Origin of the sequence: Macrococcus hajekii (assembly GCF_004359505.1) — a bacterium.
In the GTDB taxonomy this organism is placed as follows: Bacteria; Bacillota; Bacilli; order Staphylococcales; family Staphylococcaceae; genus Macrococcus; species Macrococcus hajekii.
In genome coordinates, this window is record NZ_SCWE01000001.1 from 516,950 (window position 1) to 541,541 (window position 24,592).

Below are 24,592 nucleotides of genomic sequence, written 5' to 3' on the forward strand. Positions count from 1 at the left end.
GGGGGAAATTATTGTGGCAGAGATCAGAGTACCAGAATTAGCAGAATCAATTACTGAAGGAACAATTTCAACATGGTTCAAGCAGGTCGGAGAATATGTAGATAAAGGCGAGAATATCGTTGAACTTGAGACAGATAAAGTAAATGTTGAAGTGATCTCAGAAGAAGCGGGTGTCATCACTGAGCTGAAAGCAGCTGAAGGTGATACAGTTGAAGTAGGTTCAGTCATCGCAGTAGTCGATGAAAACGGAACTGCAGGCCAGTCAGCGCCGGCTGCTAAAGAAGAGAGTCCTAAAGAGGAGGCGCCTAAAGAGGACAAACAGGCAGCACCTCAAAAAGAAGAAACAATCGAAAAGGCAGTAGAAGAAAGTAAAACTGAGCGTATCGTCGCTACCCCATCAGCACGTAAGAGAGCGCGCGAGCAAGGCATTGATTTAAGGGAAGTCAATGCGAAGGACCCGCGTGGTTTAATCAGAAGTCACGATGTAGAGAATGCAGCGAGTGCGCCGGCTCCAGCAGCACCTCAGTCAGCAGCACCAGCTAAAAAAGACGATCCTTCCAAGCCGGTGATTCGCGAAAAAATGTCTCGCCGCCGTAAGACGATTGCCAATAAACTGCTTGAAGTTTCTCAGAATACGGCGATGCTCACAACGTTCAATGAAGTGGACATGACCCATGTAATGGACTTACGTAAACGTAAGAAGGATAAATTCCAGGAGGACCATGATGGTACGCGCCTCGGCTTTATGTCATTCTTCACGAAAGCCTGTGTGGCTGCTCTGAAGAAATATCCTGCTGTCAATGCGGAGATCGACGGAGATGACTTAATTCTCAAACAGTATTATGATATTGGTATCGCAGTTTCAACTGAAGAAGGACTCGTTGTACCGATTGTCCGTGACTGTGATAAAAAGAACTTTGCTGAGATTGAAGGCGGAATTTACGACCTTGCTGTTAAAGCTCGTGACAAGAAGCTCGGTCTTGATGATATGATGAACGGTTCATTTACGATTACGAATGGTGGAGTATTCGGTTCTCTGATGTCAACACCGATTATCAATGGCACACAGGCAGCTATTCTCGGTATGCACTCTATCGTGACACGTCCTATCGCCATCGATAAAGAGCGTATGGAAAATCGTCCGATGATGTATATCGCACTCAGCTATGACCATCGTATCATCGATGGTAAGGAAGCAGTCGGGTTCCTGAAAACGATAAAAGAATTAATTGAAAATCCGGAAGACTTATTACTGGAAAGCTAAATGATAGGACCGGCATTCTGCCGGTTTTATTTTTGGAGGAGAGAACATGGAACTTTTAGGCATTCATCATGTATCAGCGTTAACTAAAGATATTCAGAAGTGCTATGATTTTTATCACCATGTGCTGGGGATGAAGTTAATTAAGGAGACCGTCAACCAGGATGATATTGCGTCCTATCATCTTTATTTTGGTGATAAAGAAGGTACACCCGGCACCATCATCACCTTCTTTGATTTCAAGAGTCTGACGGTTCAGCAAAAAGGGACCGATAGCATTTATGCATATTGTCTCAGAGTACCGACTGACCGCAGTCTTTATGCTTATAAGCTGCGCTTTGATGAGTATCAGGTGAAATATGATGCAGTCATTCAGATTAACGGCAGACATGCACTGCCATTCTATGACTGCGATGATCGTCTTGTGTATTTGATTTCTGATGAAACGAATACAGGTATTCAAAGTGGTGTACCGGATGAGCAGTCACCTGTTGAGTCTATTCATCAGATCAATGGTGTAGGACCTGTCTTATTGATGATCAATCATACACTGGTGACAGCTTCAGTTCTTCATCAGATTATGGGTCTTGAACGACAGGAAGAGTATTCACACCATGACTCAGCTGAAGCTGTGCAGGTATTTTCAATGGCTGCAGGAGGGAATGGCGGTGAAGTCCATCTTCTGCAGCAAAGTGGTGTGCAGGCGAAGCAGGGGGCGGGTGGCAGTCATCATATTGCTTTCAGAGTGAAGAATATTGAACAGGCACTTGAGCGACTTAAAGCAGCAGAAATAAAAAATTCAGGGATTATTGACCGTTATTATTTCAAATCGCTTTATTTTAGGGACTTAAGTGGTGTATTATTTGAATTAGCGACGGATCTGCCTGGTTTCACCGTTGATGAAGAAGTTGATCAGCTGGGGTTTTCACTCAGTCTGCCACCTTCCCTCGAACGTCAGCGTGTTGAAATTGAAGATCAGCTGAAACCCATCAAGAAGGGGGCATTATAATGCTGCATGAAGAATGGCTTGAAAAAGAGGCAATCGGACAAGTTAAAGTGGTCCACACAAACGCCAAAAAATATAAAGTCAGTGATATGCTGACTGAAGGTCAAGTTTATGATGTTGTCAACGAAACTGAGGAATATTATCATATCCGAGATAACAGCGGTAAAGTCGGCGGCTACTATAAAGAATATTTTGAACGACTATAAAGGGCGAAAGCCCTTTTTATTATTGAAGGGAGATTCATATGAATTTATATCAGAATGAAGATACGACTATACAGAGTGATGCACTGAGTATGCTGAAACTCAATAAAAATATTTTACTTAAAGGACCGACAGGCTCAGGCAAGACGAAACTTGCCGAGACGTTGCGTCATGAACTGAACCGGCCGATGCACAGCATTAACTGTTCAGTGGATCTGGATGCAGAGAGTCTGCTTGGTTTTAAGACAATTGAAATTGTGGACGGTGAATCGGTCATCTCGTTTGTTGAAGGGCCCGTCATCAAAGCGATGAAACAAGGACATCTGCTCTATATTGATGAAATCAATATGGCTAAACCGGAGACTCTGCCTATTCTAAATGGTGTACTTGATTTCCGTCGTACCATCACCAATCCTTTTACAGGTGAAGTGATTACAGCAGATGAGAACTTCGGTGTCATCGCAGCCATCAATGTAGGATATATCGGTACACTGCCGATGAATGAAGCACTGAAGAACCGCTTCGTTGTGATTGATATGCACTATATTTCTGGTGAGACATTGAAGGACGTAATTAGAACGCAGACCCTTCTGCAGGATGAAGCATTAATTGATCAGCTGGTTAAATTCAATAAGGACCTTGTGACAATGGCGGAGCAGGGGCAGATCTCTGAGGAGGCAAGTTCTATCCGTGCACTGCTTGATCTGAGTGACTTGACGACCATCATGCCAGTTGAACGTGCTGTTAAACGTGCAATCGTCGATAAACTGGAGGATGATCGTGAACAGCAGGCCATTATGAGTGCGATGGAACTGACTTTCTAATGAGTGAAAAGTTCATATTATTCAACGATGAGACTATCGATGCTTCTCAGCTGATGATACTGACGGATCTCGCTCAACTCATTATGGAAGACAATGAAGTTAAAGTGGGTTTTCAGAAATTTGGTTATTATGATCCGCTCGATAAAGTATTGAATGTCAGTTTTAAATGGAAGCATCGGTCAGACCTTGATGAGCTTTATGCACTGAAAAGTGATTGTCTGCTTTACGGATTGGGCTATTTTGATATGGAACAGTCTGCTATTCATGACTTATTATCTGAAGACGTGATATTCACTAAGTTCCGTAATCAGCTGTTTATGCTGATTGAGGAATATAGATTACAGAAAATCATTCTGACAAAGCGTCCTGCTGCAGAGAAGTATTTCTTGACGCGGATGCGCCTTAAAAAGAATCAGAACAGCAGTCAGATTAAAGTCTATCAGACAAAGAAAATGCCGACAGATTTATTATTTCTTAAAGTGGAAGAAGCGGTACTGCATGAAAATATATTAAATCTTACTTCTGACTTCGGTGATGAGATTGACGGCTTGCTCAGACAGCGTTTAACTGGACTATTCGATCTGAAGTCTACTCAGGATAGTGTAGATCTGACGATGAGCATTCTCTATATAACAGAGGATATTCTAAAGAAAGATATGCTTAACGATTATTATTATCTGCCTGTTAAGCTGCTTGAGGATATTAAACGATTTAAAGAAACTAAATCAACTGAACTGTCAGGGCAGGATGCGAGTGAAGGGACGCTCGAGACTGAAGATGTGCTGGCTAAAAATAGTAACACTTCCACTGAATCAGGCAGCTATATGCAGACAGAGATCAGTGAGGGACAGAATAGCCGTATGAATAGCGGTAATAGTCGTGAAGGCGATGCGTCAGATGAACCTAGTGACATCATGACAGGACGCGGAAAGAGTACGAGTAGACAGTTGGACGGCGAGGGTCTGGATCTGTCAGAGCAGCTGGGCAATGAAAATAGAGCTGTTCGGACTGAATGGCGTAAGCCTAGGATTACGGCGACTACAAGGCAGCGCTACGGACTGGTTCAGCAGCAGGTGATGAGTGAAGTGAAGAAGCTGACGCATATCATTCAGAAGACGATTGCCCATCAAAATACGAATGCCAGACGCCAGCTTGCAATGGGCAGACTGGATAAAAAACTGGTTAACTGGTTCCTTGATGACCAGAAGCGCGTTTTCTACAAGGATGACCAGCAGTCAAAAGAACTCGATGCCACATTTACATTGCTGGTAGATGCTTCTTATAGTATGGATGACAAACTGGAAGAGACAAAAAAGGGAATCGTATTGTTTCATGAGACATTGAAGCAGCTGATGATCCGGCACGAAGTCATCGCCTTCAATGAAGATACATTCAGTTCGGATCAAAGGGAACAGCTTAATATATTCGACTACTTGATTGACTATCAGAATTCCTTAAGTCCAGCTGTAGGAGCAGGAATTGAGACAATCACTGCACAGGATGACAATCGGGATGGACTTGCGATACGGATAGCAGGGGAGATGATCAAGCGTCGAAGTGAACAGCAGAAATTTCTGATTGTTTTCTCGGACGGTGAACCTTCTGCCTTCCAGTATGAGTCGAATGGAATTATAGACACACATGAAGCGGTGCTGAATCTAAGAAGAGAAGGCGTTTTTGTTATCAACATCTTTTTAAGTCAGACAGCGATTCCTGAAGCCGTTGAAAACACAATCAAAAATATTTACAATGATTACTGTGTCTTTGTAGAGGGCGTAGAAAATCTGCCTTATGTTGTATCTCCTTTACTCAAGAAATTGCTGTTACAATCATTACATTAAATAAGTTATTTCAATTTTCAGAAAAATATAGACTTCATCCCTTTAAAGTGTTATGATTTCAAGTAATTATTTCATTTGGAGGTTTTATATGAATAAAAAGGTCATTGTGGTCGGATTTATGTTATTTGCTATCTTCTTCGGCGCAGGTAATTTAATCTTTCCACCTAAATTAGGTTTTATGAGCGGTGAGTACTTCTGGCCGACTATTATAGGATTTATTGTAACAGGTGTGGGAATCCCGCTTATTACAATTATTGCAGGATCATTTGATGAAGGTGGCTATAAAACGGCACTTAGAAATGTGCATCCTATTTTCAGTGTCGTATTTCTGACAGCGATTTATTTGACGATTGGTCCATTATTTGCCATTCCGCGTACAGGTGCCACTTCCTATGAGATGGCAGTCGTTCCTTTTATAGGAGGTCCTTCTCAGCTGTCTTTATTTATATTTACATTAGTTTATTTTGGTATTACATTATGGCTTGCTATCAATCCATCCAAAATGGTGGATCGTGTCGGTTCAATATTGACACCTGTTCTGCTTGTCTCAATTGTACTATTGGTCATTAGAAGTATCTTTATCTTCTCTGGTAATGCGCATACAGCAACGGATACAGAGACATTTACGTCAGGCTCAGGGAGTTTCTTCACTGGATTCACTGAAGGCTATCTGACGATGGATGCGATCGCTGCCATTGCTTTCTCTGTCATTGTTCTAAAGGCTATTAAAGATAAAGGATTCACTAAAGAGACAGGGCTGCTTAAACCTACGATTGCAGCAGCACTTATTGCAGCGGTAGCACTGGGATTCATCTATCTGACATTAGGATGGATAGGTAATCATTATCCGTTATCCGCTGACCAGCTTGCTTATATTGAATCATATGGACTGGATATCAGAACATATCTGCTGACACATGTGGCGCATGATGCATTCGGTAATTTCGGTAAAATTTTAATTGGTGTTATCGTAACTCTTGCCTGCCTGACCACTTCAATTGGCCTGATTGTAGCAGTCAGTGAATACTTTAATGAGATCTATCCTAAGATTTCATACAAAGTATACGTCATTATTTTCACATTGTTCAGCCTTTTACTTGCTAATCAAGGCTTGAATGCAGTTATCTCAAAATCGGTACCTGTTCTGATGGTGCTGTATCCGATTGGTATGACACTTGTACTGCTCGTTATTCTATCCAGATTTATTCCGACCCCTCGACTGAGTTATCAGATTGCAATGGTGTTAGTGACGATTGTTGCCGTTCTCTCTGTACTGTCCAGCAAGGATATCGGGCTTCTGAATCTACCACTTATGGAGCAGTTACCCCTTAAAGCACAGTCTATGGAGTGGATTTTATTTGCAGTAGCGGGCTATATTCTAGGATTAATATTCGGTGCGAAGCATCCAAAAATTAAATTCCAATAAAAAATCAAGCGAACTTAATAGTTCGCTTGATTTTTTTCATGCTGAAGTTGAAGTAACTGAGTTTTTAGTTCTTGTTCCATTTTAGTGAGTTCTGCTTCAGCAGCACGACGTTTGTTCGCACCTTCAGCCTGAATAGTCAGTGTCTCACGAATAGTTTCCACGATATTGTTCTGTGTTGTTTTCAGTGTTTCGATTTCAACGATGCCTCGTTCGTTTTCCTGTGCTGTCATAATAGTGTTAGTCTTCAGCATTTCTGAATTTTTAAGAAGTAGTTCATTTGTCGTATTAGTAACCTGCTGCTGCGCTTTAGAGGCTTTTTGCTGATGCATCAGTGAGAGGGCGATAGCCATCTGATTTTTCCAGAGCGGTATACTTGTTAGAATAGAGCTCTGAATCTTTTCGGCAAGTGTTGAATTGACATCCTGAATCATTCTGATCTGTGGCGCAGACTGCAGCGTAATCTGTCTTGATAGCTTAAGATCATAAACACGCTTGTCAAGACGATTGATATACTGACGCATGTCGTTGAGCTCCTGAACAGCTAACTGGTCGCTCGAAATACTTGCCTTCTGCTGCAGAGCAGGGAGGGCAGCATTCAGTTCATCACGTTTCTCTTCTGCTGCCAGAATAAACATATCAAGTGCTTCGAAATAAGCACGATTTTCTTCGTAGAGTCGATCGAGTAGCGCTACATCTTTCATCAGGACTTCTTTTGATTTTTGCAGTTCTACTGAAATACGGTCGATCTGTCCGGAAACAGATTGATAACGGGACATCAGTTCATTGACGGATGCACTGACCCTTTTGAATAATCGTTTGAAAGCCGACTTCTCCGTTGCACTAAGTTCATCGGGGTCAATTTCTTTCAGTTTTTTCATCAGCTTATCGAGATTATCACCGATAGGCGCGACATCCTTACGCTGCACTTCATCTAAAATCTGTTCTGAGAACTGTGAGAGTTTAGCTTGAGCGCTTGAACCATACATCAGTAAATTTTCATTATCAAGAGGCTTAATCTGGTTTTTGATCTGATTGATTTTTTCACGTTTTTCCGGTGACATAACATCGGTTTCCTGAGCGACAGGCGTTCTGTCCTCAACAGTATCAGCGAACGGGTTAGCAGTAAGTTCATTAATTAAATCATTATTAGACATATCTATCTTTCAATCCTTTCTTCCTGGCGTTTTTTAATAACTGGTACCTTAACAAGTTCATCCGTCTCAAGCTTCTTGTGCTCGGCAGGTTGATTGATTTTTGCGAGGTCGACTTCTACTGACAAAGCTTGAAAGTCTTCTGAGTTTAATGCTCTTAAGTCCGCCTGAAGGGTACGTTTCAGTTCTTCAAGCGTGATTCTCGCTGTGTGTAACTGGTTCATCTCTTCTTTATTCTTCTGAGGCATTCTTACAAGATGCATATAATAATCAACGAGATTGACTGTATTATCTAAGTGAGAAAAGAAAAAGCTATCAACTTTGAAGAATTTTCGCGGCTGTTTCTGTACGGTTTTATAAATAATACGTGCAATACGGTTAATTTCATTCACATTCTTGAAATCTTTGATACTTCGCACTTTTGTATATTGAGACATGAGTGTCTTGATTTTAGGACTTGCCTCGCTCAGATGCTTTCTGACATATTTGTATTCTCGTCTGGATAGACCTGCCTGCTCCAGGTACTGTTTTGATGTCATCCACTGTATAGGCATATAAGCACCTATATAACTGCCTAGCATAACAAACCAGTCAATCCACTGATCAAAGGCAAAGTAGGTGGTGCTGATAAAACCTATAATTAAAGCAACAGGTACAGCGAATATAGCACCTAAATAGTATGAGATATTATATTTCATGGCGTTCATTCCTTTTATAGAGATAACTAGATCTGCTTGAACTGATCAAATTCACGGTAATCGATTTCTTCATGATTGTAAGAGGAAATTTTAGCGAACATATTTGGGCCTTTAAGAACACGGTCCATAAACTGCTTCACATCGTCCTCTTGACCTGATACGTATATTTCAACGTAATCTTCAACATTCTCTACGGTGCCGGTGATTTTGAAATTATTTGCGATATTGACAGTCGCTTTTCTAAAACCTACACCTTGAACACGTCCAAAAATCTTATAATGTTGCGTTACCATAGTATTCACCTCTTCAGCACTTTCTTATTTCAATTATATGTATTTAATGTCGAAATTCCTAATAAATCGCATTACTAAGTCAATTACTTGAAAAATTATGATTAAACTTTCATAATTATGTAGAACTTATGAAAGAAGGGATTAACATGTTTGATGTCATCATCATTCGCGCAGATTATGAAGGCTGGTGGCTATTTGACGACTGGCAGAATCATATTATTTATAAAGAAAGTTATCCTGATTATGAGGCTTTTTCAGCAGCATATCAGCAACAACTGAAAGCTTTAAAAAATAAGTTTACAAATGAATTAATAGGGAAACACAACATATATGCTTTTTATAATAATTGTGAAATTGAGTATTGTGCAGATTGCGATGAGGACATGCAGATTTTCTATAGTCTGATAACCCTTAAAGATGGAGAAATTTATTACGAATAAGTAAATTTGTAAATACTGAATTTTACAAAAAATTGTATTGCATAACGTTTTGGGTTATTTTATAATAATATCAAGCAATAGGCGTTATTCCATATTACAAAGTAAGTAAGTCTTATTTATTTTGTAATATGCGAATAATTGCATATTGAATTTTAGTCTTGGAGGTTTCAAAATGAAACAAGGTACAGTTAAATGGTTTAATGCAGAAAAAGGGTTTGGCTTCATCGAAATCGAAGGAGAAAATGATGTATTCGTACATTTCTCAGCAATTAACCAAGAAGGTTACAAATCGTTAGAAGAAGGCCAAGCAGTGGAATTCGAAGTCGTTGAAGGCGACCGCGGACCACAAGCAGCTAACGTTATTAAATTATAATTTTAAATTATAGATGAACGTTAATAAGATACCCTGGCGGATTGCCGGGGTATCTTATTTTTAGTATTTGAATTAATATAATTATATTATGTAAACTTATTATAATCAATATAAATATAAGATCTTAGTAAAAAGAGAAAGTTGCTAAGCAAACATACAAAAAAACCCTGCATAAGCAGGGTAGCAGACTATTTTAATAGTCCTTGTTCTTTCAGATATTCTTCGTAAGTAATTTCTTTAGAAAGTCCGCCAGGTACATTCAGATCAATGACACGGTTAGCGATTGTGTTGATAAACTCAAAGTCATATGATGTAAAGATTAATGAGCCTTTAAATGCTTTTAAGCCATCATTGACAGCAGTGATACTTTCTAAATCCAAGTGGTTTGTCGGCTCATCAAGTAAAAGGACATTTGCTGATGACAACATCATTTTAGAGAGCATACAGCGTACTTTCTCGCCCCCTGATAATACAGTAGCCTTTTTACGTACTTCTTCACCAGAGAAGAGCATGCGGCCGAGGAATCCACGTAGGAACGTCTCAGTTTGTTCTTCTGGTGGTGCATATTGACGTAACCATTCTACTAAATCGATATTTTTACCTTCAAAGAACTCAGAGTTATCTTTTGGTAGAAAACTTTGTGTTGTCGTGATACCCCATTTATATGAACCTTCATCCGCTTCCATTTCTCCAGCAAGGATTTTAAGAAGGGTAGATTTTGCAATCTCAGAATCACCGACAAGTACAGCTTTATCATTCGGATTCATTGTGAATGAGACATTATCAAGAACTTTGACACCATCAATCGTTTTTGAGAGTCCTTGCACTGATAATAATTCATTTCCGATTTCACGTTCTGGTTTGAAGTTAACAAATGGGTATTTACGTGAAGAAGGCTGGATATCATCCAGTTCAATTTTCTCAAGCATTTTCTTACGGCTTGTGGCTTGTTTTGATTTAGATGCATTCGCACTGAATCTCGCAACGAAGTCCTGTAACTCTTTGATTTTTTCTTCTTTTTTCTTATTTGAGTCCTGCAGCATGCTTTGAGCAAGCTGACTTGATTGATACCAGAAGTCATAGTTACCGACATAGACTTTAATTTTACCGTAGTCAAGATCGGCGATATGTGTACATACATTGTTTAAGAAGTGACGGTCATGGGATACGACGATGACTGTATTCTCAAAGTTGATAAGGAAATCTTCAAGCCAGTTGATAGCAGGGATATCCAGACCATTGGTAGGCTCATCGAGTAAAAGGACATCTGGTTCACCGAAAATAGCCTGTGCAAGTAAGACTTTGACTTTTTGGTTGTTTTCTAGTTCAGACATCTGTTTATCATGAAACTCTTCCTTGATTCCGAGACCTGATAATAGAACTTGAGCATCTGACTCAGCTGTCCAGCCGCCCATCTCTCCGAAATCACCTTCAAGCTCGGCTGCACGCATACCATCTTCGTCGCTGAAGTCAGGCTTCATGTAGATTTCATTTTTTTCTGTCATCACATTCCACAGTTTCTCATTACCACGAAGAACAACATCAAGTACACGCTCATCCTCGTATGCAAAGTGATCCTGCTTCAGGACTGAAAGGCGTTCATCCTTACCTAAAGAGACATTACCTGTCTGTGAATCGAGCTCTCCTGATAAAATCTTCAGGAAAGTTGATTTACCTGCACCATTGGCACCGATAAGACCGTAACAGTTGCCCGGTGTAAATTTAATATTAACGTCTTCAAATAATTTGCGATCACCGAAACGAAGACTGACATTAGATACTTGTAACATAACATTCTCCTTAATATTTATTTCCGTTCAAAATTATATCATATTTTTACCCGCTTCTTATACTTTATTGTATATGGATGTTATAATAAACAAAAAGTACTTAAGGAGTTTTTATGGAAAACATGGAAAGCAATGAACAACGATTATCAGGCAGTATAGACTTTTTAAAAGTCGCAGGACTTGAAGGCTCTACTTATCGACTGCTTGGACCCAACAGTGAAGAGGTCAAGCTGAACGCATCAGAAATTGAAGAGGACGATGAACTGGTTATCGGCGAGGATTATAGTTTCTTTGTCTATCCAGGACGTACGGGAGATCTCTTTGCGACGCAGAATATGCCCGTTATTACTACAAATAAATATGACTGGGTAAAGGTCATTAAAAAAGATAGAGACGGTGTGACAGTGGACATCGGTCTGCCGAGAGAAATTATTATCCCTTGGGAAGATCTGCCTAAACTGAAGGAAGTATGGCCGGAAACAGGGGATGAACTTTTCTGTACGTTACGAGTCGATCGTAATGACCAGATTTATGCTCGTCTGGCATCTGAGACCATTGTGACCTCACTTTATACGCCAGCACCAGAAGAAGTCCTTCATACGACCATTGAAGCCTATCCGTATCGCTTGCTTCGTATCGGTACATTCCTGCTTTCAAAAGAAGGCTACAAAATCTTTGTGCATGAAAGTGAACGTCGCGAGGAACCTAGATTAGGTGAAAAAGTGGAAGTCCGTATTATCGGACATAAGGATAACGGCGAACTGAATGGGTCATTTTTACCGCTCGCTCATGTCCGGATGGATGATGATAGTGAGATGATTCTTTCAATGCTTGATGAGTATAATGGAGAATTGCCGTTCTCTGATAAGTCAGATCCGGAAGCTATCAGAGAAGTGTTCAAGATGAGTAAGGGCAGTTTCAAACGTGCGATAGGTAAGCTCTACAAAGAAAAAAGAATTGTGATTGAAACTGATAAAATCAAAAAGATATAGTACTGTCCCTCACTTATCATAAGTGGGGGATTCTTTTTGTATACTAAACAAAATGTCTAATTGATAAGTATTTAAATTATAAGTACACTTATTTAATAAGTTAAAAAGGGACTACATCGTTTGATATAGTCCCTTTAAAATTATTCGATTTCCTCTGTTAGTTTTTCCAGTTCATCAACTAATGAACCAATGTAAGCAATCGTCTCTTTAAGAGGTGCATCACTCGTCAAGTCGATGCCAGCCATCTTAGCCAGCTCAACAGGTGGTTTTGAACCGCCTGCTTTTAGAACTTCTAACCATTCATCTACAGCAGGTTGTCCTTCTTCATTAATACGTTTAGACATTAGCGTAGCAATCGTCAGACCTGCAGAATAAGTGTACGGATAAAGGCCCATATAGTAATGTGGCTGACGCATCCATGTCAATTCTGCTCCATCAGTGATTTCAACAGCATCACCCCAGAAATCAGAGATGACTTTCTTTTTAATCTCATTGAGCATAGGTGCTGTCATATTCTCACCTGCATCTACATGTCTGTATACTTCACGCTGATAAGCCGCTTCCAGCAGATGCGTGACAAAGTTATGGTAATAAGTTCTTGAGATAATCGAAGCGATGACCCAGCGCTTAAACTTAGGATTGTCTGACTCTTTAAGTAAGTAGTTAGCCATCAGCATCTCATTCATCGTACTTGGCGCTTCTACAAAATAGAGAGAGCTCTCTGCATCAAAGATATTCTGGTGACTATTAGCAAGATCAAAGTGCCCTGCATGTCCAAGTTCATGTGCAAGAACAAATACTTCTGTCATTTTACTTGTCCATGAAATTAAGATAAATGGGTTAGTGGAGTAGGGACTCGCACAAAATGCACCTGTTGATTTGCCCTTATTCTGTACAAAGTCGATATATCTTTTACTGTAGGCGTCATCTACCAGTTTCATATAGTCTTCACCCATAACGGATAAAGCTTTATTAATATAATCCTGTGACTCAGCCACTGTAATATCAGGCTCATAAGACTCATCTAAAGAGATCTTAAGATCCTCAAATCTCATAGTATCCAAATGATTTGTTTTCTGCAGCAGCTTCGCATAACGACGCATATGAGGTGCGAGTTCCGTCGTAATCAGATCGATCTGGCGGTTGTATAATTCACGTGAAACTTCCTGACGTTCAAGCAGGAAATCAATAACAGAGTCATAGCCACGCAGCTTAGATTCCATTTTCTCCTGCTGTACAGCCATATCATATGTTTTAGCCGTCGTATTCTCATATTTTCTGAGTGTATCAGAGAACTTTCTGAATGCATTTCGACGTATTTCTGTATCTGCATCTACTTCAAGTTCTCCTTCGAATGAGACATAGCTCATCGGAATTTCTTTGCCATGGGCTTCAAATGTACCAAAATCGATATCCAGCATTTTAGTCGTATCATATAAACCATAAGGTGCATTAAATGTAGAGGAGAAAGCAGCAAGGGCTTTTTCAACCTCCGGATGAAGCTGATGCGGTTTTCTCATCACGAGCTTTTCTAGGTAGCGTCTGTATTTCTGAGAATTATTTTTGATATCTTCAAGTTTATCTGCATCCAGTGCAAGAAGCTCTGAATCAATGAATGATAGTTCACTCGCGATTTCACCATAAATAGAGCCGAATTTACCATATAATTTCTGAGATTCAGCATCTGTCTGGTCAACACTGAGTATTAAGTTAGCATAGTTACCGAGACGATTGATTGCTTCTGCGAGACGCGCATAGTCGTCAAGCATAGCTTCTACAGTTTTAGAGTCAACTAATGTAGCTTTATATTGCTGATTAAATGCTTTTACTTCTTGGAGTGTTTGATCAAGGAACTGGTAGAACGTCTCATTATTTTTAAATAGGGGGCTTAAATCCCACGTTTCCTCAATATTAACTTCACTTCTCAATTTTGACACTTTATCCATCTCCCTTCATGATTAGTCCTATTATATCACTGGACTTGAAGCCACACAAAAAGTTATCTGACTATTATTACTATTTTATTAAGTCAGTTTATGTTTATTTGTCTGAAAGATTTAATTAGGGGTATAGGAACGGGTAGAATAGTATTAAGGAGGTGTTTTAATGTTTACGTTAGCTGATATAAGTTACACAGAGATTCCTAGCTTTCTTTTAATCTCGATTGTCGGCATGTTGCTACTTTCTATCATTTTCGGTTTATTAACTCGTCATTTTATACTGGCACCTGTACTGACATTTGTCTTTCTTGGTATTGCAGCATTCATTCTACCGAACTTCTTTGATATTAAGTATCAGCCGCTTCTTGGCTATGCAACATTCCTGACAGTCATCTCGCTCATTCTCAGTATCCTGTTCTGGTATTTGATGCGCGATCGTCGCAAACAGAAGAAAATAAGACGTGAAGCACAACTTCACCGTGAAGACTTTGAGAATAAATACAATCGTAAAGAAAAAGACCACACACTTTAAGACATGCTTGCATGTCTTTTTTTTACGTAAAATTTACGCTATAGTCATTCAATATTTACATCGTCTCTTTACACTGTAATAAACAGACTCTAGGGGGATAATCATGAATAAATTAGCAAAAGTTATGGCTACAGGTGCGCTTGCAGCGATGTTTACTGCACCTTATGCAGATGCAGCATCCGTACTGTCTACAAATAGTGATAGTCATCTATCTGTGAATCAATTGGCACGTTACGACTCTCAAACAACCTTTGGCGAAAGTGGGACAGAGATTGTGATGTATGATACGCACTATAAGCGTGCATACTCTATTAACGGTGCCTTAAATGCGATTGATATTCTGGATGCCTCGCAGCTTAAATCCGGAGCTTTCCCTTTATATAAGCGGATTCAGCTCAGTGACTTCAATGTGGAGGGATCAGATATTACCAGCATTGCCATACATCCACAGCATAAATATATTGCTGTCAGCGTGCCAGCAGCAAATAAAACTGATAACGGTCATATCGTATTTCTAACGATGGAAGGCCAGTTTTTGAGTCAGGTTGAAGTAGGGGCACTGCCGGACATGGTAACTTTTACAGGTGATGGCAGAAACCTTCTTGTAGCTAATGAAGGAGAACCCAATGATCCTTATACTGTTAACCCTGAAGGCTCGGTTTCTGTCATAGCAGCAAATCCTAATGGACGCATCACTCAGAAAGATGTCACAACTACTTATTTTAATCGTCAGATGATAGGAGGAGATGTACGTAACCTCGGTCGTAATGATGAAGAAAGCTTTCTCAATATAGAACCTGAATATATTACTATTGATAAAAATAATCGCTATGCTTATGTGTCTATTCAGGAACGTAATGCAATTGCAAAATATGATATCAAGGTGAAGAGGTTTATATCAGTCACTGGATTAGGTTACAAGGATTATGGCAAAACAACTATTGATGTCTCTGATAAAGACGGTAAAATCAATATGCAGAACTATCCATTATTCGGCATGTATCAGCCTGATGGCATCAGTCATATCGACTATAAAGGTAAGACATATATCCTTACAGCTAATGAAGGAGATACACAGGACTATAAAGGTTTCTCAGAAGAAACGCGTGTAGCAGACATCGCAGATCACTTCAATACGTCTAGTGGCTATTTTAAGGGGTATGATACATCTATTTTGAAAGATAAGAAGTCTTTAGGTCGATTAAAGACATCAACGAGCAATCCATTTATCAATGCTGATGGGTCTTACGATGCTGTCGTTACATTTGGAGGACGTTCATTCTCGGTGATTGAAGCGGATACGATGAAACGCGTATTTGACAGTGGCAATGATTTCGAGAGAATCACAGCTCAAGCATTTCCGGATGCATTTAATAGTCAGCAGGAAGAACCCGAGAAAGTTGAATTTGATAATCGCAGTGATGATAAAGGTCCTGAACCGGAATCAGTAACGGTTGGTAAAGTTGGTCGTCATCAGTATGCATTTATTGGTTTAGAACGTACAGGCGGCATTATGGTTTATAATATAGACAATCCGACAAAACCTGTATTCGAGACTTATTTCAAATCAGCCGATAACAAGGATATTTCACCAGAAGGTTTAACGTTTATTCCAAAACAGGATTCACCAACGAAAAAACCATTACTGTTAGCAAGTCACGAGATGTCAGGTACCATTGCAGTATACGAATTAAACAGCAGTAAATAATAGTGTTCAAAACTTCTTACGTCATATCGTAAGAAGTTTTTCTATATTTACTATAGAAGAGGGTTTATAGCTAAATTCTATTTGTCCAATACACAACTTCCTATAATATATATTATGTAAACTAAAAAAATGAAAAATATAGCCGTTCCTTGTTAATACACAAGAACAACCGCCATTTATTCATAATGGCGGTTGTTCTTGTGTTACTTATTTTTTTCTATTAATGAGACTTTTAATTTTACGTGCGCCGACGCCAGCCTTAGTGACTGCCTGATGTAATGTTTCCTTAGGTTTATTGATTGTTTTTGTGAAGTCACCGACAAGTTCTTCAATCTGTGCATTAAATCCACGTTTAAATCGATATACACCATAATCTTCGCCATTTTCAGTGAAATCACCAGATACACCGTAAAAATTATAACGATCAAACTGATGTTCAAAACAATAATTAATCATATACCAATGCATAGCATATGGACCCATAAACTGACTGTATTTATGACTTGAACCACCTGAGAAATAATTGATTTCAAAATTATTTTCAAAGAACATGCCTGATGCTAAATTTAGTATCGAACCATCTGTTTTTTTAAGTTCATTCATATCCAGGATATTTTGCTGTATCTTCTTGAGCTGGTCATCTAAATCAGACAGCTTTTTAAGCTGTTTTTCCGACTTGTTGTCTGCCAGCATCAGTTGATCATGCTTTGTTTCCAGATCGAGCTGTTCAGCTGATAAATCAGAGATATGTTCATCGAGATCAATGTATGCAAGCGGCATAATGGCTTTATCACCGTAATGACGTTTAAAACGACGAAAGTATTCATCGTCACGGGCAATCATACCTGTTCGTTCTTCTGTTTCGCGATACAGATCAAGGAATAGATCAATCTCATCCTCAGCTAAAAGACGGATTTTAACGCCATATTTCTGAGCTTTCTTGATATTACGTTTACGCTGGCTGTCAAACTGCTTCATGATGCTCTGAGGGGTTTCAGCATCAAGATATAATACACTCATCCAGCGCACCTGTGTATGGCTGTAGCCTCGCGTGAAGCCGCCATGTGTATAGCCTAATGACTGAATAAGCTCAATCAGTTCGTCATTGCCTTCAGTTTTAGCATTAACATCTTTATCATACGTACGATAAATCCAGTATGGATCGATTTTAACTGTTAAGCATTGATGTTTCTTCAGGTACTTATCCAGGGACTCAAAATAGAAGCGGATGAGCGCCTGATTATTGATATTCAGTACAGGTCCACGGTTAGAGTAATACATATAGCTGCCAAAAGTCGGAATTTTGGAGAATAGACTTGCTGCAATGACTTTACCATTCTCTTTGACGCCTAATAGAACGACAGGACTCTTTTCTTCTTCTCTGTTATCAATATTCTCTGCCATCTGAAAGTAATGGCTCATATAAGGCGTGCTGTTCATAAATTCTCTGTATTCTTTTGCGGTTAACTCTGCGAACTGCATGACGCTCCCCCTTCTACCCCTTGATTTTTTTCATAGCCTGGTAAGCTTTATAGACCGGTTTATTAATCGGTAGTACGAAGTCCCCGATATATTCCATTACATCTGCATTGAAGCCTTTTTTGAATTTGATAACGCCTGCATCTTCTGCGTCCTCACTGAAGTCTCCACTGATACCATAGAAATTGTAACGATTGATACCATGATTAAGTGCATAGTTGATCATCTGCCACTGAATAGCGTATGAACCTGCAAAGTGTCTAAACTCATTAGACGTGCCACCAGCGAGATACACTACTTCATAAGGATTGATTAAATAGAAGGCTGAAGCGATAGGTAACGTGTCGCCGTGTTCTTTATGAAGCGTATGAGCTTCCTTCAAGCGTTCTTCAATAGCTGCAAGCTGTTTTTCCAGATCGGCTTTCTTTTTCTCGTTTTTCTGTGTATTTTCATTGGATAGACTACGTTCCACTGCTGTCTTTTCGTCTTCGAGCTGTGGAATATATTCAGTAAAATCAATATAAGCAAGCGGCATCAGCGCCCGGTCTCCAAAATGACGAAGTCTCAGACGATAAAAATCATCATTTCTATCCTGGAACTCTTTTTTCGAGCTTGTATCTGCCATGAACTGTCTGAATATCGGCATTTCGTCTTCTGTCAGATAACGTACTTTAATACCGTTTTTAATCACTTTCTTGATATTACGTTTACGGAGGCTATCCATGTCTTTCAATACAGATTTCGAGTCTTTATCTGTTAAGTCAAGGACTGAGTGCCAGCGAATCTGATAGTTCGTCTTCATACCGGTTGTATAGCCTTGATGTTCATATCCTAGTGATTCGAGTTCATCTATGACTGAAGCAGTTGCATACTTGTGAAGAACATTGCCGCTATGATCCCGCTTCTGATAAGGTACATAAGGGTCAACACGAACAAATAGTGCTTTATGACGCTTAAGATACTTCTTAAGTTCTGTAAAAAAGAAATCGACTAATGTCTTATTCTCATAATCCATCACCGGACCACGGTTTGTATAGAAATATTTGAATAATTTGATAGTCGGCACTGCTGTTAAAAGACAGGCAGCAATAATCTCACCATTCTCTTCAACACCTACAAGGTGAACCTCTGCCCCTTCCGCTTTTTTAACGTCGTAGTTTACAGCCATCTGTGTGAAGTGGCTTCCTGCTGTCTGGTCACAAAATTGACCGAATTGTTCTTTTGTCAGTGTAATAAATTTCATTATGTGCTCCTTTTCGGCAAATTAAGCATTTTGCCTTCATTATAATCTACATTATTTTATGCTATAATTCGTTTATATAAAAGAATTTTGAGAAATTCGCTTATATAAACGAACGGAGTGATAAAATGATCGGGTTATTCATCATGGACGTCTCAGGCAGTACCTCTCATAATAACGCAGAGGAAATTAGCCATAAGCTTTATCAGTTAGAGCAGGCCATTATTGAATGGACAGTACCTCTTAATAGAAGCTATGTTAACTTCCGCATGGGAGATGAACTGTTCTTTGTCACAGATTCTCCCGGCAGCATGCTGATACTTGCTTATTATATCAAATTATCATGGCCATTAAAAAGTCAGACTCTGAAGTTCGGTATGGCAATCGGTGACAGTCCGCTTCCTGACGAAGACTTTGAACATTGGAATGCCCCTATTATTAAACAGGCACGTCTGGCACTCGACAGTATAAAGACCAATGAACAGACAGATCTCTGTCTGGCCGCACAGGATGCTTCGTTAATCAATCATGTACTGTTCTATTATCTCACAGATATCCTGCAGCAGCATACTGATATTCAGCGGGAAGTATTACTCTGTAACCTCTCCATCCCAGTCCAGAAGGAACTGGCGCTATATATGGATAAAAGTGTCTCTACAGTTTCCACACATTTAAAGAAAGCGCGTAGTAAACAGCTGGAGCTGATTGAACAAGAGCTGATGCATTTCACAGGTGACGCCGTCAACGAAGAGATGAGAACACATATCCGTGCAACATTAAAGGAGACATTCAAACGATGATCATGAATCTGACTCTTTATTTTCTATGTCTCGTCCTCTACATCTTCAGTGGACCTTTTATCCGTGCATTCCTGTCGTCAATGAGTACAACCAAACTTCCTCAGACGGATAACGTGGGTCTTGTTATCGGTTATCTGGAACGTTTTCTGATCATTGTATTTATCATACTAAAGGAATATACCGCAATCGGCCTTGTGATAGCAAGTAAATCCATCCTGAGATTCAATGATGTCAAACAGGATCCGGTGCAGCATCAGCCTGAAAAAATTGATAAGCAGTCTGAGTATATTCTGCTCGGTACGATGCTATCTATGACTGTCGGTATGTTAATCGGTCTGCTCGCCTCTATAGATTTCAGATAATAAAGAAGCGGTTAATCATTATGGATTAACCGCTTCTTTATTATCTATTAGATAAGTGGACTCTGTACATAATGGTATAGCAATGTTTCTGTTGCCTCAATCGAACGATGATGTGTTCTCTCCATCGCATGGGAAGATTCAATTCCAGCACCGAATAGACCATGTCTGATGTCATTTCCAGCTGAGATGGCTGCGCTCGCATCAGACATATAGTACGGATAGATATCTACCTTATAATCAATGCTGTGATCTTTACATAAGGCAACAAGGTGCTGACGCAGATGATAATGATACGGACCTGAAGCGTCTTTAGCACAGATAGAGACAGTATATTCATCAGATTGCTGACCATCACCTAATGCACCCATATCAACCGCGATGTATTCCACTACTTCAGTGGGGATATTGGAATTGCCGCCATAGCCGATCTCCTCATTGTTAGAGAAGAAGAAGTGAGTCGTATACGGTAGTTTGATATTTTCTTCCTTAAGATGTACAAGCAGCTCCAGCATAATAGCCGCACTGACTTTGTCATCTAAATGACGCGATTTTACAAATCCACTCTCAGTATGTTCGAATCTTGGCTCAAAGGAGATGAAATCGCCGACACTGATCCCAAGCGCTTCAGTTTCTTCCTGAGTCGTTGTAAACTCGTCAATTCTGACTTCCATATGTTCGTTATCACGCTTAATATCATCGTTACCTCTGTAGACATGTACGCTTGTTTCGTGCAGACAGATAGTACCTGTGAATGTTTTATCAGCGCTATGAATCTTACAGTATTCCCCTTCAGTTGCATTCCAGCTGAAACCACCGATTTTAGACATGGTAAGACGACCGCTCGGCAGTATTTCTTTAACCATTGCACCCAGTGTATCCACGTGTGCAGTGATGAAGCGGTGCTGTGACGTGTCTTCTCCTTCTACAGTGACATTCAGGCCGCCTTTACGTGTGAGATTACTGTCGATGCCATGTGACTTCAAATAGTCCTGACAGTATTGGATCGCCTCGTAGGCATAACCTGATGGTCCTGGTATATTGACCAGGTTCTCAATCTGTTTAATCGTTTTTGCTACATCCGGATAGTTCATTCGGTCCCCTTCTTTCATAGAAATGCTAACCCGTTAATTTTATCTGATTTTTCAGAAACTGGCAACTAGCCTTTATGCCCTGCAACGAGTTCCTTACGTCCGATCGCAGTTCCTGCTGATGTATACGATTCTGCTCTCAGGACACTTGTCATGCCGTAACGTTTCTTAATGCTGTCTATCGTACGATGAAGGTTCTCTGCTTTCTGTCGTGCGAACTCATCTGTAAACAGTGTAATCTGTCGGTCTTCATCAGGGAGAAGGTTAGATAATGTGATGGCGACAGTCCGGTACTGACGTTTCTGATCGCAGAGCTGTATCATAAAGCCCCAGACAATCTGGAAGATATCCTGTGCGAGGTTAGTTCCTTCCTGCAGCGTGTAGCTCTTGCTGACGTTTCCTTCATCATGGTAGCCTACATTGAATGTGACAGTACGAGTTATTTTATTTTCTGCCCTTAGTCTGAAGGTCACCTCTTCTACTTGTTCCATGACGACTACTTTTAGCTCGTCAAAGTGATAATCTCGCATCAGTATCTGGCTTTTACATATAGAAGGCCTGTAGATACGATGTTTCTCACGGATAACAGATGAATCTATTCCATTTGCATGCAGATGAAGATCGAGTCCTACAATGCCGAGTTCTTTTTTTAAGTAATGGGGTGGATAGTGAGCGAGTTGACCAATAGTGAAAATCCCTTTTTTATTCAGACGTTTTTCCATGCGCTGATTGATGCCCCAGAAATTTCGAAGCGGTTCTATCGTCCATATCTTTTCAGGCACATCATGGTACCGCCATTCTGCAATGCCTGACTCGTTTCTTTTAGCCTCGAAATCCAGAGCTAGTTTACTGATCAGCACATTTGAACCTACACCAACCGTACAGGGTATACGGGTCTGATGATATATTTCATCCTTGACCTTCTGTGCCAGCGCGTAAGGTGATTCTGCGAAAAGGTGATAGCTGTTCGTCACATCCATAAAAAATTCATCTACGCTGTATTGATGATAGTCCTCAGGGGCAACATACTGCAGTGCAATGGCACTGATCAGGCTGGCATATTTGAGATAGGTTTTCATAGAAGGATTGATGATATAGATATCTGAATGATGCGGGATTTCAAATAGTCTTGAACCTGTCTTAATACCGAGCGCCTTAAGTGGAGGTGTCGCTGCGAGTACGACAGAACCTTGCCGCTTCGTATCTGCTACAACGGCTAGCTTAACTTTTTCTGGGTCGAGCCCTTTCATCAGACAGGCAACACTTGCGAAGAAACTTTTCTGGTCAATACATAAGACGTCTCTCTCTTTGCATAAGTGGTAATCATACATCCTGCTCACCCTTTTCATTTGATACCTTTATCATATACGAACATATGTTCTATTTCAATTAAAAAGAACATATGTTCTTTTTATAAAAAACAAAATAAAAAGACACGTTTGTTAGACGTGTCTTAAGACTGGCTGAAAAATATCTCGTCTTCATCATAGGCATCAATCGAATTAGAGATAGAGACGTGAGTCATTATAAAAAATTGATTATCAATAGATTGGATATCTCTCTTCTCATCCAGCTGGAAATGAATATCCTGTCCTGTCTCAGGGGTAAGATGGACTTTATTAAGTACAGTATCAAAGGTTGAAAAGTCACTTGTATCATCTTGATTTTCAGTCCGCTCAATCAACTGAACTTCGATATACTCTATATGATTGACGTTTCCTTTTAGTTCAATCAGACCTTCAATCGTATCATCAGGATGATAAGTCTGCTGGTTGATTCTCGTATCGACTGCTACATCATCAAAACCGATAGATGATAATAGATTTTTAAACATAAGTCACCTCTGTTTTTAATTTATATTTTTCTTATTTTATTTAAGTATATCATCGCATATAATAGGGAAGAGAACAACATATTGAAAAAAGGAGTAGAAGATATGACAGGTTTATTCGCATTATTAAAAAAGGGAAGTAAGTCTTCCTTAATGGCTGCAATTGTCAATTTCATTTTAGGTTTACTCAAATTTGGGGCTTATGTAGTTACAGGTAACGTGGCTATGTTCGCAGAGATGATGCATTCATTTGGTGACGCAGCCAATCAACTATTCGTCTGGGTAGGTTCAGCAGTTTCTAGGAAAAAGCCAAATGAAAAATTTCCATTTGGTTATGGACGTCTTGTTAATATCGTCTGCCTATTCGCTGTTATCATCGTAGCGATACTTGCATATGAAACAATTCTTGAAGGTATCCATCATATTCAACATCCAGCATCTGGCGACGAAAACTTTAATCATTTTCTGATTAATGCAGGTGTTTTACTGATCGGTATCGTTCTCGAAAGTTCTGTCTTATATAAAGCTGGTAAAGAGGTACTGGAAGAAGCACATCTGCCAACTACAGGTATTCACCCTTTTACAACAAGTTATGCTAACTTAAAAAAAGCAAAGCCTGCTACAAAACTGGTTTTCTTAGAAGATACAGTGGCTACAGGTGGTGGTGTCCTTGCCCTTCTTGCAATCATCATTGCGCGTTTGACTGGATTTGGTCAGATTGAAGGTATCGTGTCAGTTGTTATCGGTTTAATGATGTTCTATGTCGTTGCACGTGTTTTCCTTGAAAATGCAGCAGGTGCAATTGGTGTCTCTGACCAGGAGATGGAAGTCCAAGCTTCACGTATTATCCTTGAGAATGATCATGTGACAGATATCAAACGCTTAACGGTCCTTAAGGAAGGTGAAGACTTGCATTTAGAAGCCCTTCTTGAAACACCTCATGCAGATTATAATTTAAGACAGCTTTCAGAAATCAAGAAAGATATTGCTTATAAATTGCTTGAACAGCCCCATGTGGTTGATGTCAATCTTGAGTTTATGGAAGCGGATGATGTACACGACTGGAAAGATGGTCAAGGATCATCAACATATAGAATGTACAGTGAGGAGAATAGATAATGCCATTCATCACAATTGAGTTAATAGAAGGTCGTTCAGAGGAACAACTGAAAGCAATGGTCGCTGAAGTGACAGAAGTTGTCAGCAAAAATACTAATGCGCCGAAAGAAAACATTCACGTATTTATCGAAGAATTAAAAAAAGAACGCTACGCAGTCAACGGTAAACTTAAATCAGAAGACTAAAAAAAGATTC

Annotated in this window: 25 protein-coding genes; 15 read left to right on the forward strand and 10 right to left on the reverse strand. The window is 39.7% G+C overall.

What is annotated here, in order from left to right; genetic code table 11:
• Positions 1–13: 13 nt before the first annotated feature.
• The 6 genes from odhB (at position 14) to brnQ (ending at position 6,561) form a co-directional block, all read left to right on the forward strand.
• Positions 14–1,264, forward strand: coding sequence for a 2-oxoglutarate dehydrogenase complex dihydrolipoyllysine-residue succinyltransferase (gene odhB, locus ERX37_RS02875; protein WP_133429131.1), 1,251 nt, complete (start codon positions 14–16; stop codon positions 1,262–1,264).
• Between the two features lie 46 nt (positions 1,265–1,310).
• Positions 1,311–2,270, forward strand: a complete 960-nt coding sequence (locus ERX37_RS02880; protein ID WP_133429132.1) for a VOC family protein — start codon at positions 1,311–1,313, stop codon at positions 2,268–2,270.
• Complete coding sequence (locus ERX37_RS02885; protein ID WP_133429133.1) at positions 2,270–2,473, forward strand: DUF6501 family protein; 204 nt, start codon at positions 2,270–2,272, stop codon at positions 2,471–2,473. Before ERX37_RS02880 ends, ERX37_RS02885 begins: the two co-directional genes overlap by 1 nt.
• Positions 2,474–2,505: 32 nt before the next feature.
• Positions 2,506–3,294, forward strand: a complete 789-nt coding sequence (locus ERX37_RS02890; RefSeq protein ID WP_188352352.1) for an ATP-binding protein — start codon at positions 2,506–2,508, stop codon at positions 3,292–3,294.
• Positions 3,294–5,135: a vWA domain-containing protein gene (locus tag ERX37_RS02895; protein ID WP_133429135.1), complete on the forward strand. Its 1,842-nt coding sequence runs from the start codon at positions 3,294–3,296 to the stop codon at positions 5,133–5,135. Before ERX37_RS02890 ends, ERX37_RS02895 begins: the two co-directional genes overlap by 1 nt.
• A gap of 88 nt (positions 5,136–5,223) precedes the next feature.
• Positions 5,224–6,561 carry a branched-chain amino acid transport system II carrier protein gene (gene brnQ / locus ERX37_RS02900; RefSeq protein ID WP_133429136.1) on the forward strand — a complete coding sequence of 446 codons (1,338 nt, stop codon included), beginning with the start codon at positions 5,224–5,226 and terminating at the stop codon, positions 6,559–6,561.
• Positions 6,562–6,575: 14 nt separating this feature from the next.
• Here brnQ and ERX37_RS02905 read toward each other — a convergent pair whose 3' ends face one another.
• The 3 genes from ERX37_RS02905 to ERX37_RS02915 are packed head-to-tail and all read right to left on the reverse strand — an operon-like array spanning position 6,576 to position 8,703.
• Positions 6,576–7,715, reverse strand: a complete 1,140-nt coding sequence (locus tag ERX37_RS02905; protein ID WP_188352347.1) for a toxic anion resistance protein — start codon at positions 7,713–7,715, stop codon at positions 6,576–6,578.
• Positions 7,716–7,717: 2 nt separating this feature from the next.
• Positions 7,718–8,410 carry a 5-bromo-4-chloroindolyl phosphate hydrolysis family protein gene (locus ERX37_RS02910; protein ID WP_165981955.1) on the reverse strand — a complete coding sequence of 231 codons (693 nt, stop codon included), beginning with the start codon at positions 8,408–8,410 and terminating at the stop codon, positions 7,718–7,720.
• A 26-nt stretch (positions 8,411–8,436) separates the two neighbouring features.
• Complete coding sequence (locus ERX37_RS02915) at positions 8,437–8,703, reverse strand: acylphosphatase (RefSeq protein WP_133429139.1); 267 nt, start codon at positions 8,701–8,703, stop codon at positions 8,437–8,439.
• Positions 8,704–8,849: 146 nt separating this feature from the next.
• On the opposite strand from ERX37_RS02915, the gene ERX37_RS02920 reads away from it, so the two are divergent.
• Positions 8,850–9,143, forward strand: a complete 294-nt coding sequence (locus tag ERX37_RS02920; protein WP_133429140.1) for a DUF1033 family protein — start codon at positions 8,850–8,852, stop codon at positions 9,141–9,143.
• A 172-nt stretch (positions 9,144–9,315) separates the two neighbouring features.
• On the forward strand, positions 9,316–9,516 hold the full coding sequence (cspA, locus tag ERX37_RS02925) for a cold shock protein CspA (protein WP_133429141.1): 201 nt from the start codon (positions 9,316–9,318) through the stop codon (positions 9,514–9,516).
• Positions 9,517–9,704: 188 nt separating this feature from the next.
• Here cspA and ERX37_RS02930 read toward each other — a convergent pair whose 3' ends face one another.
• A complete protein-coding gene (locus tag ERX37_RS02930) occupies positions 9,705–11,306 on the reverse strand; it encodes an ABC-F family ATP-binding cassette domain-containing protein (RefSeq protein WP_133429142.1) in 1,602 nt (533 codons plus the stop codon).
• Between the two features lie 122 nt (positions 11,307–11,428).
• Here ERX37_RS02930 and ERX37_RS02935 point away from each other — a divergent pair, with 122 nt between their 5' ends.
• A complete protein-coding gene (locus tag ERX37_RS02935) occupies positions 11,429–12,298 on the forward strand; it encodes a CvfB family protein (RefSeq protein WP_133429662.1) in 870 nt (289 codons plus the stop codon).
• Positions 12,299–12,438: 140 nt separating this feature from the next.
• Here the strand turns inward: ERX37_RS02935 and pepF are convergent, their stop codons facing one another.
• Positions 12,439–14,244 (reverse strand): oligoendopeptidase F, encoded by a 1,806-nt coding sequence (gene pepF, locus ERX37_RS02940; protein ID WP_133429143.1) that lies wholly within the window; start codon positions 14,242–14,244, stop codon positions 12,439–12,441.
• Between the two features lie 160 nt (positions 14,245–14,404).
• On the opposite strand from pepF, the gene ERX37_RS02945 reads away from it, so the two are divergent.
• Both ERX37_RS02945 and ERX37_RS02950 read left to right on the forward strand, forming a co-directional pair.
• Positions 14,405–14,770: a hypothetical protein gene (locus ERX37_RS02945; protein ID WP_188352348.1), complete on the forward strand. Its 366-nt coding sequence runs from the start codon at positions 14,405–14,407 to the stop codon at positions 14,768–14,770.
• Between the two features lie 103 nt (positions 14,771–14,873).
• The gene (locus ERX37_RS02950; protein ID WP_133429144.1) at positions 14,874–16,478 is read left to right on the forward strand and encodes a choice-of-anchor I family protein; all 1,605 of its coding nucleotides are present in this window, start codon (positions 14,874–14,876) and stop codon (positions 16,476–16,478) included.
• 207 nt (positions 16,479–16,685) lie between these two features.
• Here ERX37_RS02950 and ERX37_RS02955 read toward each other — a convergent pair whose 3' ends face one another.
• Positions 16,686–17,960 carry an aminoacyltransferase gene (locus tag ERX37_RS02955; protein WP_133429145.1) on the reverse strand — a complete coding sequence of 425 codons (1,275 nt, stop codon included), beginning with the start codon at positions 17,958–17,960 and terminating at the stop codon, positions 16,686–16,688.
• A 13-nt stretch (positions 17,961–17,973) separates the two neighbouring features.
• Positions 17,974–19,200, reverse strand: a complete 1,227-nt coding sequence (locus tag ERX37_RS02960; RefSeq protein ID WP_133429146.1) for an aminoacyltransferase — start codon at positions 19,198–19,200, stop codon at positions 17,974–17,976.
• A 125-nt stretch (positions 19,201–19,325) separates the two neighbouring features.
• Between ERX37_RS02960 and ERX37_RS02965 the strand changes: the two genes are divergently transcribed.
• Complete coding sequence (locus tag ERX37_RS02965; RefSeq protein WP_133429147.1) at positions 19,326–19,997, forward strand: sigma-70 RNA polymerase sigma factor region 4 domain-containing protein; 672 nt, start codon at positions 19,326–19,328, stop codon at positions 19,995–19,997.
• A complete protein-coding gene (locus tag ERX37_RS02970; protein ID WP_133429148.1) occupies positions 19,994–20,359 on the forward strand; it encodes a hypothetical protein in 366 nt (121 codons plus the stop codon). Before ERX37_RS02965 ends, ERX37_RS02970 begins: the two co-directional genes overlap by 4 nt.
• 47 nt (positions 20,360–20,406) lie before the next feature.
• Here the strand turns inward: ERX37_RS02970 and ERX37_RS02975 are convergent, their stop codons facing one another.
• The 3 genes from ERX37_RS02975 to ERX37_RS02985 all read right to left on the reverse strand — a co-directional run bounded on the left by ERX37_RS02975 (position 20,407) and on the right by ERX37_RS02985 (position 23,281).
• A complete protein-coding gene (locus ERX37_RS02975; protein ID WP_133429149.1) occupies positions 20,407–21,450 on the reverse strand; it encodes a M42 family metallopeptidase in 1,044 nt (347 codons plus the stop codon).
• 65 nt (positions 21,451–21,515) lie between these two features.
• Positions 21,516–22,778, reverse strand: a complete 1,263-nt coding sequence (locus ERX37_RS02980; protein ID WP_133429150.1) for a Y-family DNA polymerase — start codon at positions 22,776–22,778, stop codon at positions 21,516–21,518.
• 122 nt (positions 22,779–22,900) lie between these two features.
• Positions 22,901–23,281 carry a sporulation protein gene (locus tag ERX37_RS02985; RefSeq protein ID WP_133429151.1) on the reverse strand — a complete coding sequence of 127 codons (381 nt, stop codon included), beginning with the start codon at positions 23,279–23,281 and terminating at the stop codon, positions 22,901–22,903.
• Between the two features lie 102 nt (positions 23,282–23,383).
• On the opposite strand from ERX37_RS02985, the gene ERX37_RS02990 reads away from it, so the two are divergent.
• Both ERX37_RS02990 and ERX37_RS02995 read left to right on the forward strand, forming a co-directional pair.
• Positions 23,384–24,397: a cation diffusion facilitator family transporter gene (locus ERX37_RS02990; protein WP_133429152.1), complete on the forward strand. Its 1,014-nt coding sequence runs from the start codon at positions 23,384–23,386 to the stop codon at positions 24,395–24,397.
• The gene (locus ERX37_RS02995; RefSeq protein ID WP_133429153.1) at positions 24,397–24,582 is read left to right on the forward strand and encodes a 2-hydroxymuconate tautomerase; all 186 of its coding nucleotides are present in this window, start codon (positions 24,397–24,399) and stop codon (positions 24,580–24,582) included. The genes ERX37_RS02990 and ERX37_RS02995 overlap by 1 nt, the downstream gene beginning before the upstream one ends.
• Positions 24,583–24,592 lie beyond the last annotated feature (10 nt).

Excerpts from the sequence above, each read along its gene's own strand:
- ERX37_RS02880 (WP_133429132.1), top strand. The coding sequence starts at position 1,311 with ATGGAACTTTTAGGCATTCATCATGTATCAGCGTTAACTAAAGATATT.
- ERX37_RS02885 (WP_133429133.1), top strand. The coding sequence starts at position 2,270 with ATGCTGCATGAAGAATGGCTTGAAAAAGAGGCAATCGGACAAGTTAAA.
- ERX37_RS02895 (WP_133429135.1), top strand. The coding sequence starts at position 3,294 with ATGAGTGAAAAGTTCATATTATTCAACGATGAGACTATCGATGCTTCT.
- brnQ (WP_133429136.1), top strand. The coding sequence starts at position 5,224 with ATGAATAAAAAGGTCATTGTGGTCGGATTTATGTTATTTGCTATCTTC.
- ERX37_RS02905 (WP_188352347.1), bottom strand. The coding sequence starts at position 7,715 with ATGTCTAATAATGATTTAATTAATGAACTTACTGCTAACCCGTTCGCT.
- ERX37_RS02910 (WP_165981955.1), bottom strand. The coding sequence starts at position 8,410 with ATGAAATATAATATCTCATACTATTTAGGTGCTATATTCGCTGTACCT.
- ERX37_RS02915 (WP_133429139.1), bottom strand. The coding sequence starts at position 8,703 with ATGGTAACGCAACATTATAAGATTTTTGGACGTGTTCAAGGTGTAGGT.
- ERX37_RS02920 (WP_133429140.1), top strand. The coding sequence starts at position 8,850 with ATGTTTGATGTCATCATCATTCGCGCAGATTATGAAGGCTGGTGGCTA.
- cspA (WP_133429141.1), top strand. The coding sequence starts at position 9,316 with ATGAAACAAGGTACAGTTAAATGGTTTAATGCAGAAAAAGGGTTTGGC.
- ERX37_RS02930 (WP_133429142.1), bottom strand. The coding sequence starts at position 11,306 with ATGTTACAAGTATCTAATGTCAGTCTTCGTTTCGGTGATCGCAAATTA.
- ERX37_RS02935 (WP_133429662.1), top strand. The coding sequence starts at position 11,429 with ATGGAAAGCAATGAACAACGATTATCAGGCAGTATAGACTTTTTAAAA.
- pepF (WP_133429143.1), bottom strand. The coding sequence starts at position 14,244 with ATGGATAAAGTGTCAAAATTGAGAAGTGAAGTTAATATTGAGGAAACG.
- ERX37_RS02945 (WP_188352348.1), top strand. The coding sequence starts at position 14,405 with ATGTTTACGTTAGCTGATATAAGTTACACAGAGATTCCTAGCTTTCTT.
- ERX37_RS02950 (WP_133429144.1), top strand. The coding sequence starts at position 14,874 with ATGAATAAATTAGCAAAAGTTATGGCTACAGGTGCGCTTGCAGCGATG.
- ERX37_RS02955 (WP_133429145.1), bottom strand. The coding sequence starts at position 17,960 with ATGCAGTTCGCAGAGTTAACCGCAAAAGAATACAGAGAATTTATGAAC.
- ERX37_RS02960 (WP_133429146.1), bottom strand. The coding sequence starts at position 19,200 with ATGAAATTTATTACACTGACAAAAGAACAATTCGGTCAATTTTGTGAC.
- ERX37_RS02965 (WP_133429147.1), top strand. The coding sequence starts at position 19,326 with ATGATCGGGTTATTCATCATGGACGTCTCAGGCAGTACCTCTCATAAT.
- ERX37_RS02970 (WP_133429148.1), top strand. The coding sequence starts at position 19,994 with ATGATCATGAATCTGACTCTTTATTTTCTATGTCTCGTCCTCTACATC.
- ERX37_RS02975 (WP_133429149.1), bottom strand. The coding sequence starts at position 21,450 with ATGAACTATCCGGATGTAGCAAAAACGATTAAACAGATTGAGAACCTG.
- ERX37_RS02980 (WP_133429150.1), bottom strand. The coding sequence starts at position 22,778 with ATGTATGATTACCACTTATGCAAAGAGAGAGACGTCTTATGTATTGAC.
- ERX37_RS02985 (WP_133429151.1), bottom strand. The coding sequence starts at position 23,281 with ATGTTTAAAAATCTATTATCATCTATCGGTTTTGATGATGTAGCAGTC.
- ERX37_RS02990 (WP_133429152.1), top strand. The coding sequence starts at position 23,384 with ATGACAGGTTTATTCGCATTATTAAAAAAGGGAAGTAAGTCTTCCTTA.
- ERX37_RS02995 (WP_133429153.1), top strand. The coding sequence starts at position 24,397 with ATGCCATTCATCACAATTGAGTTAATAGAAGGTCGTTCAGAGGAACAA.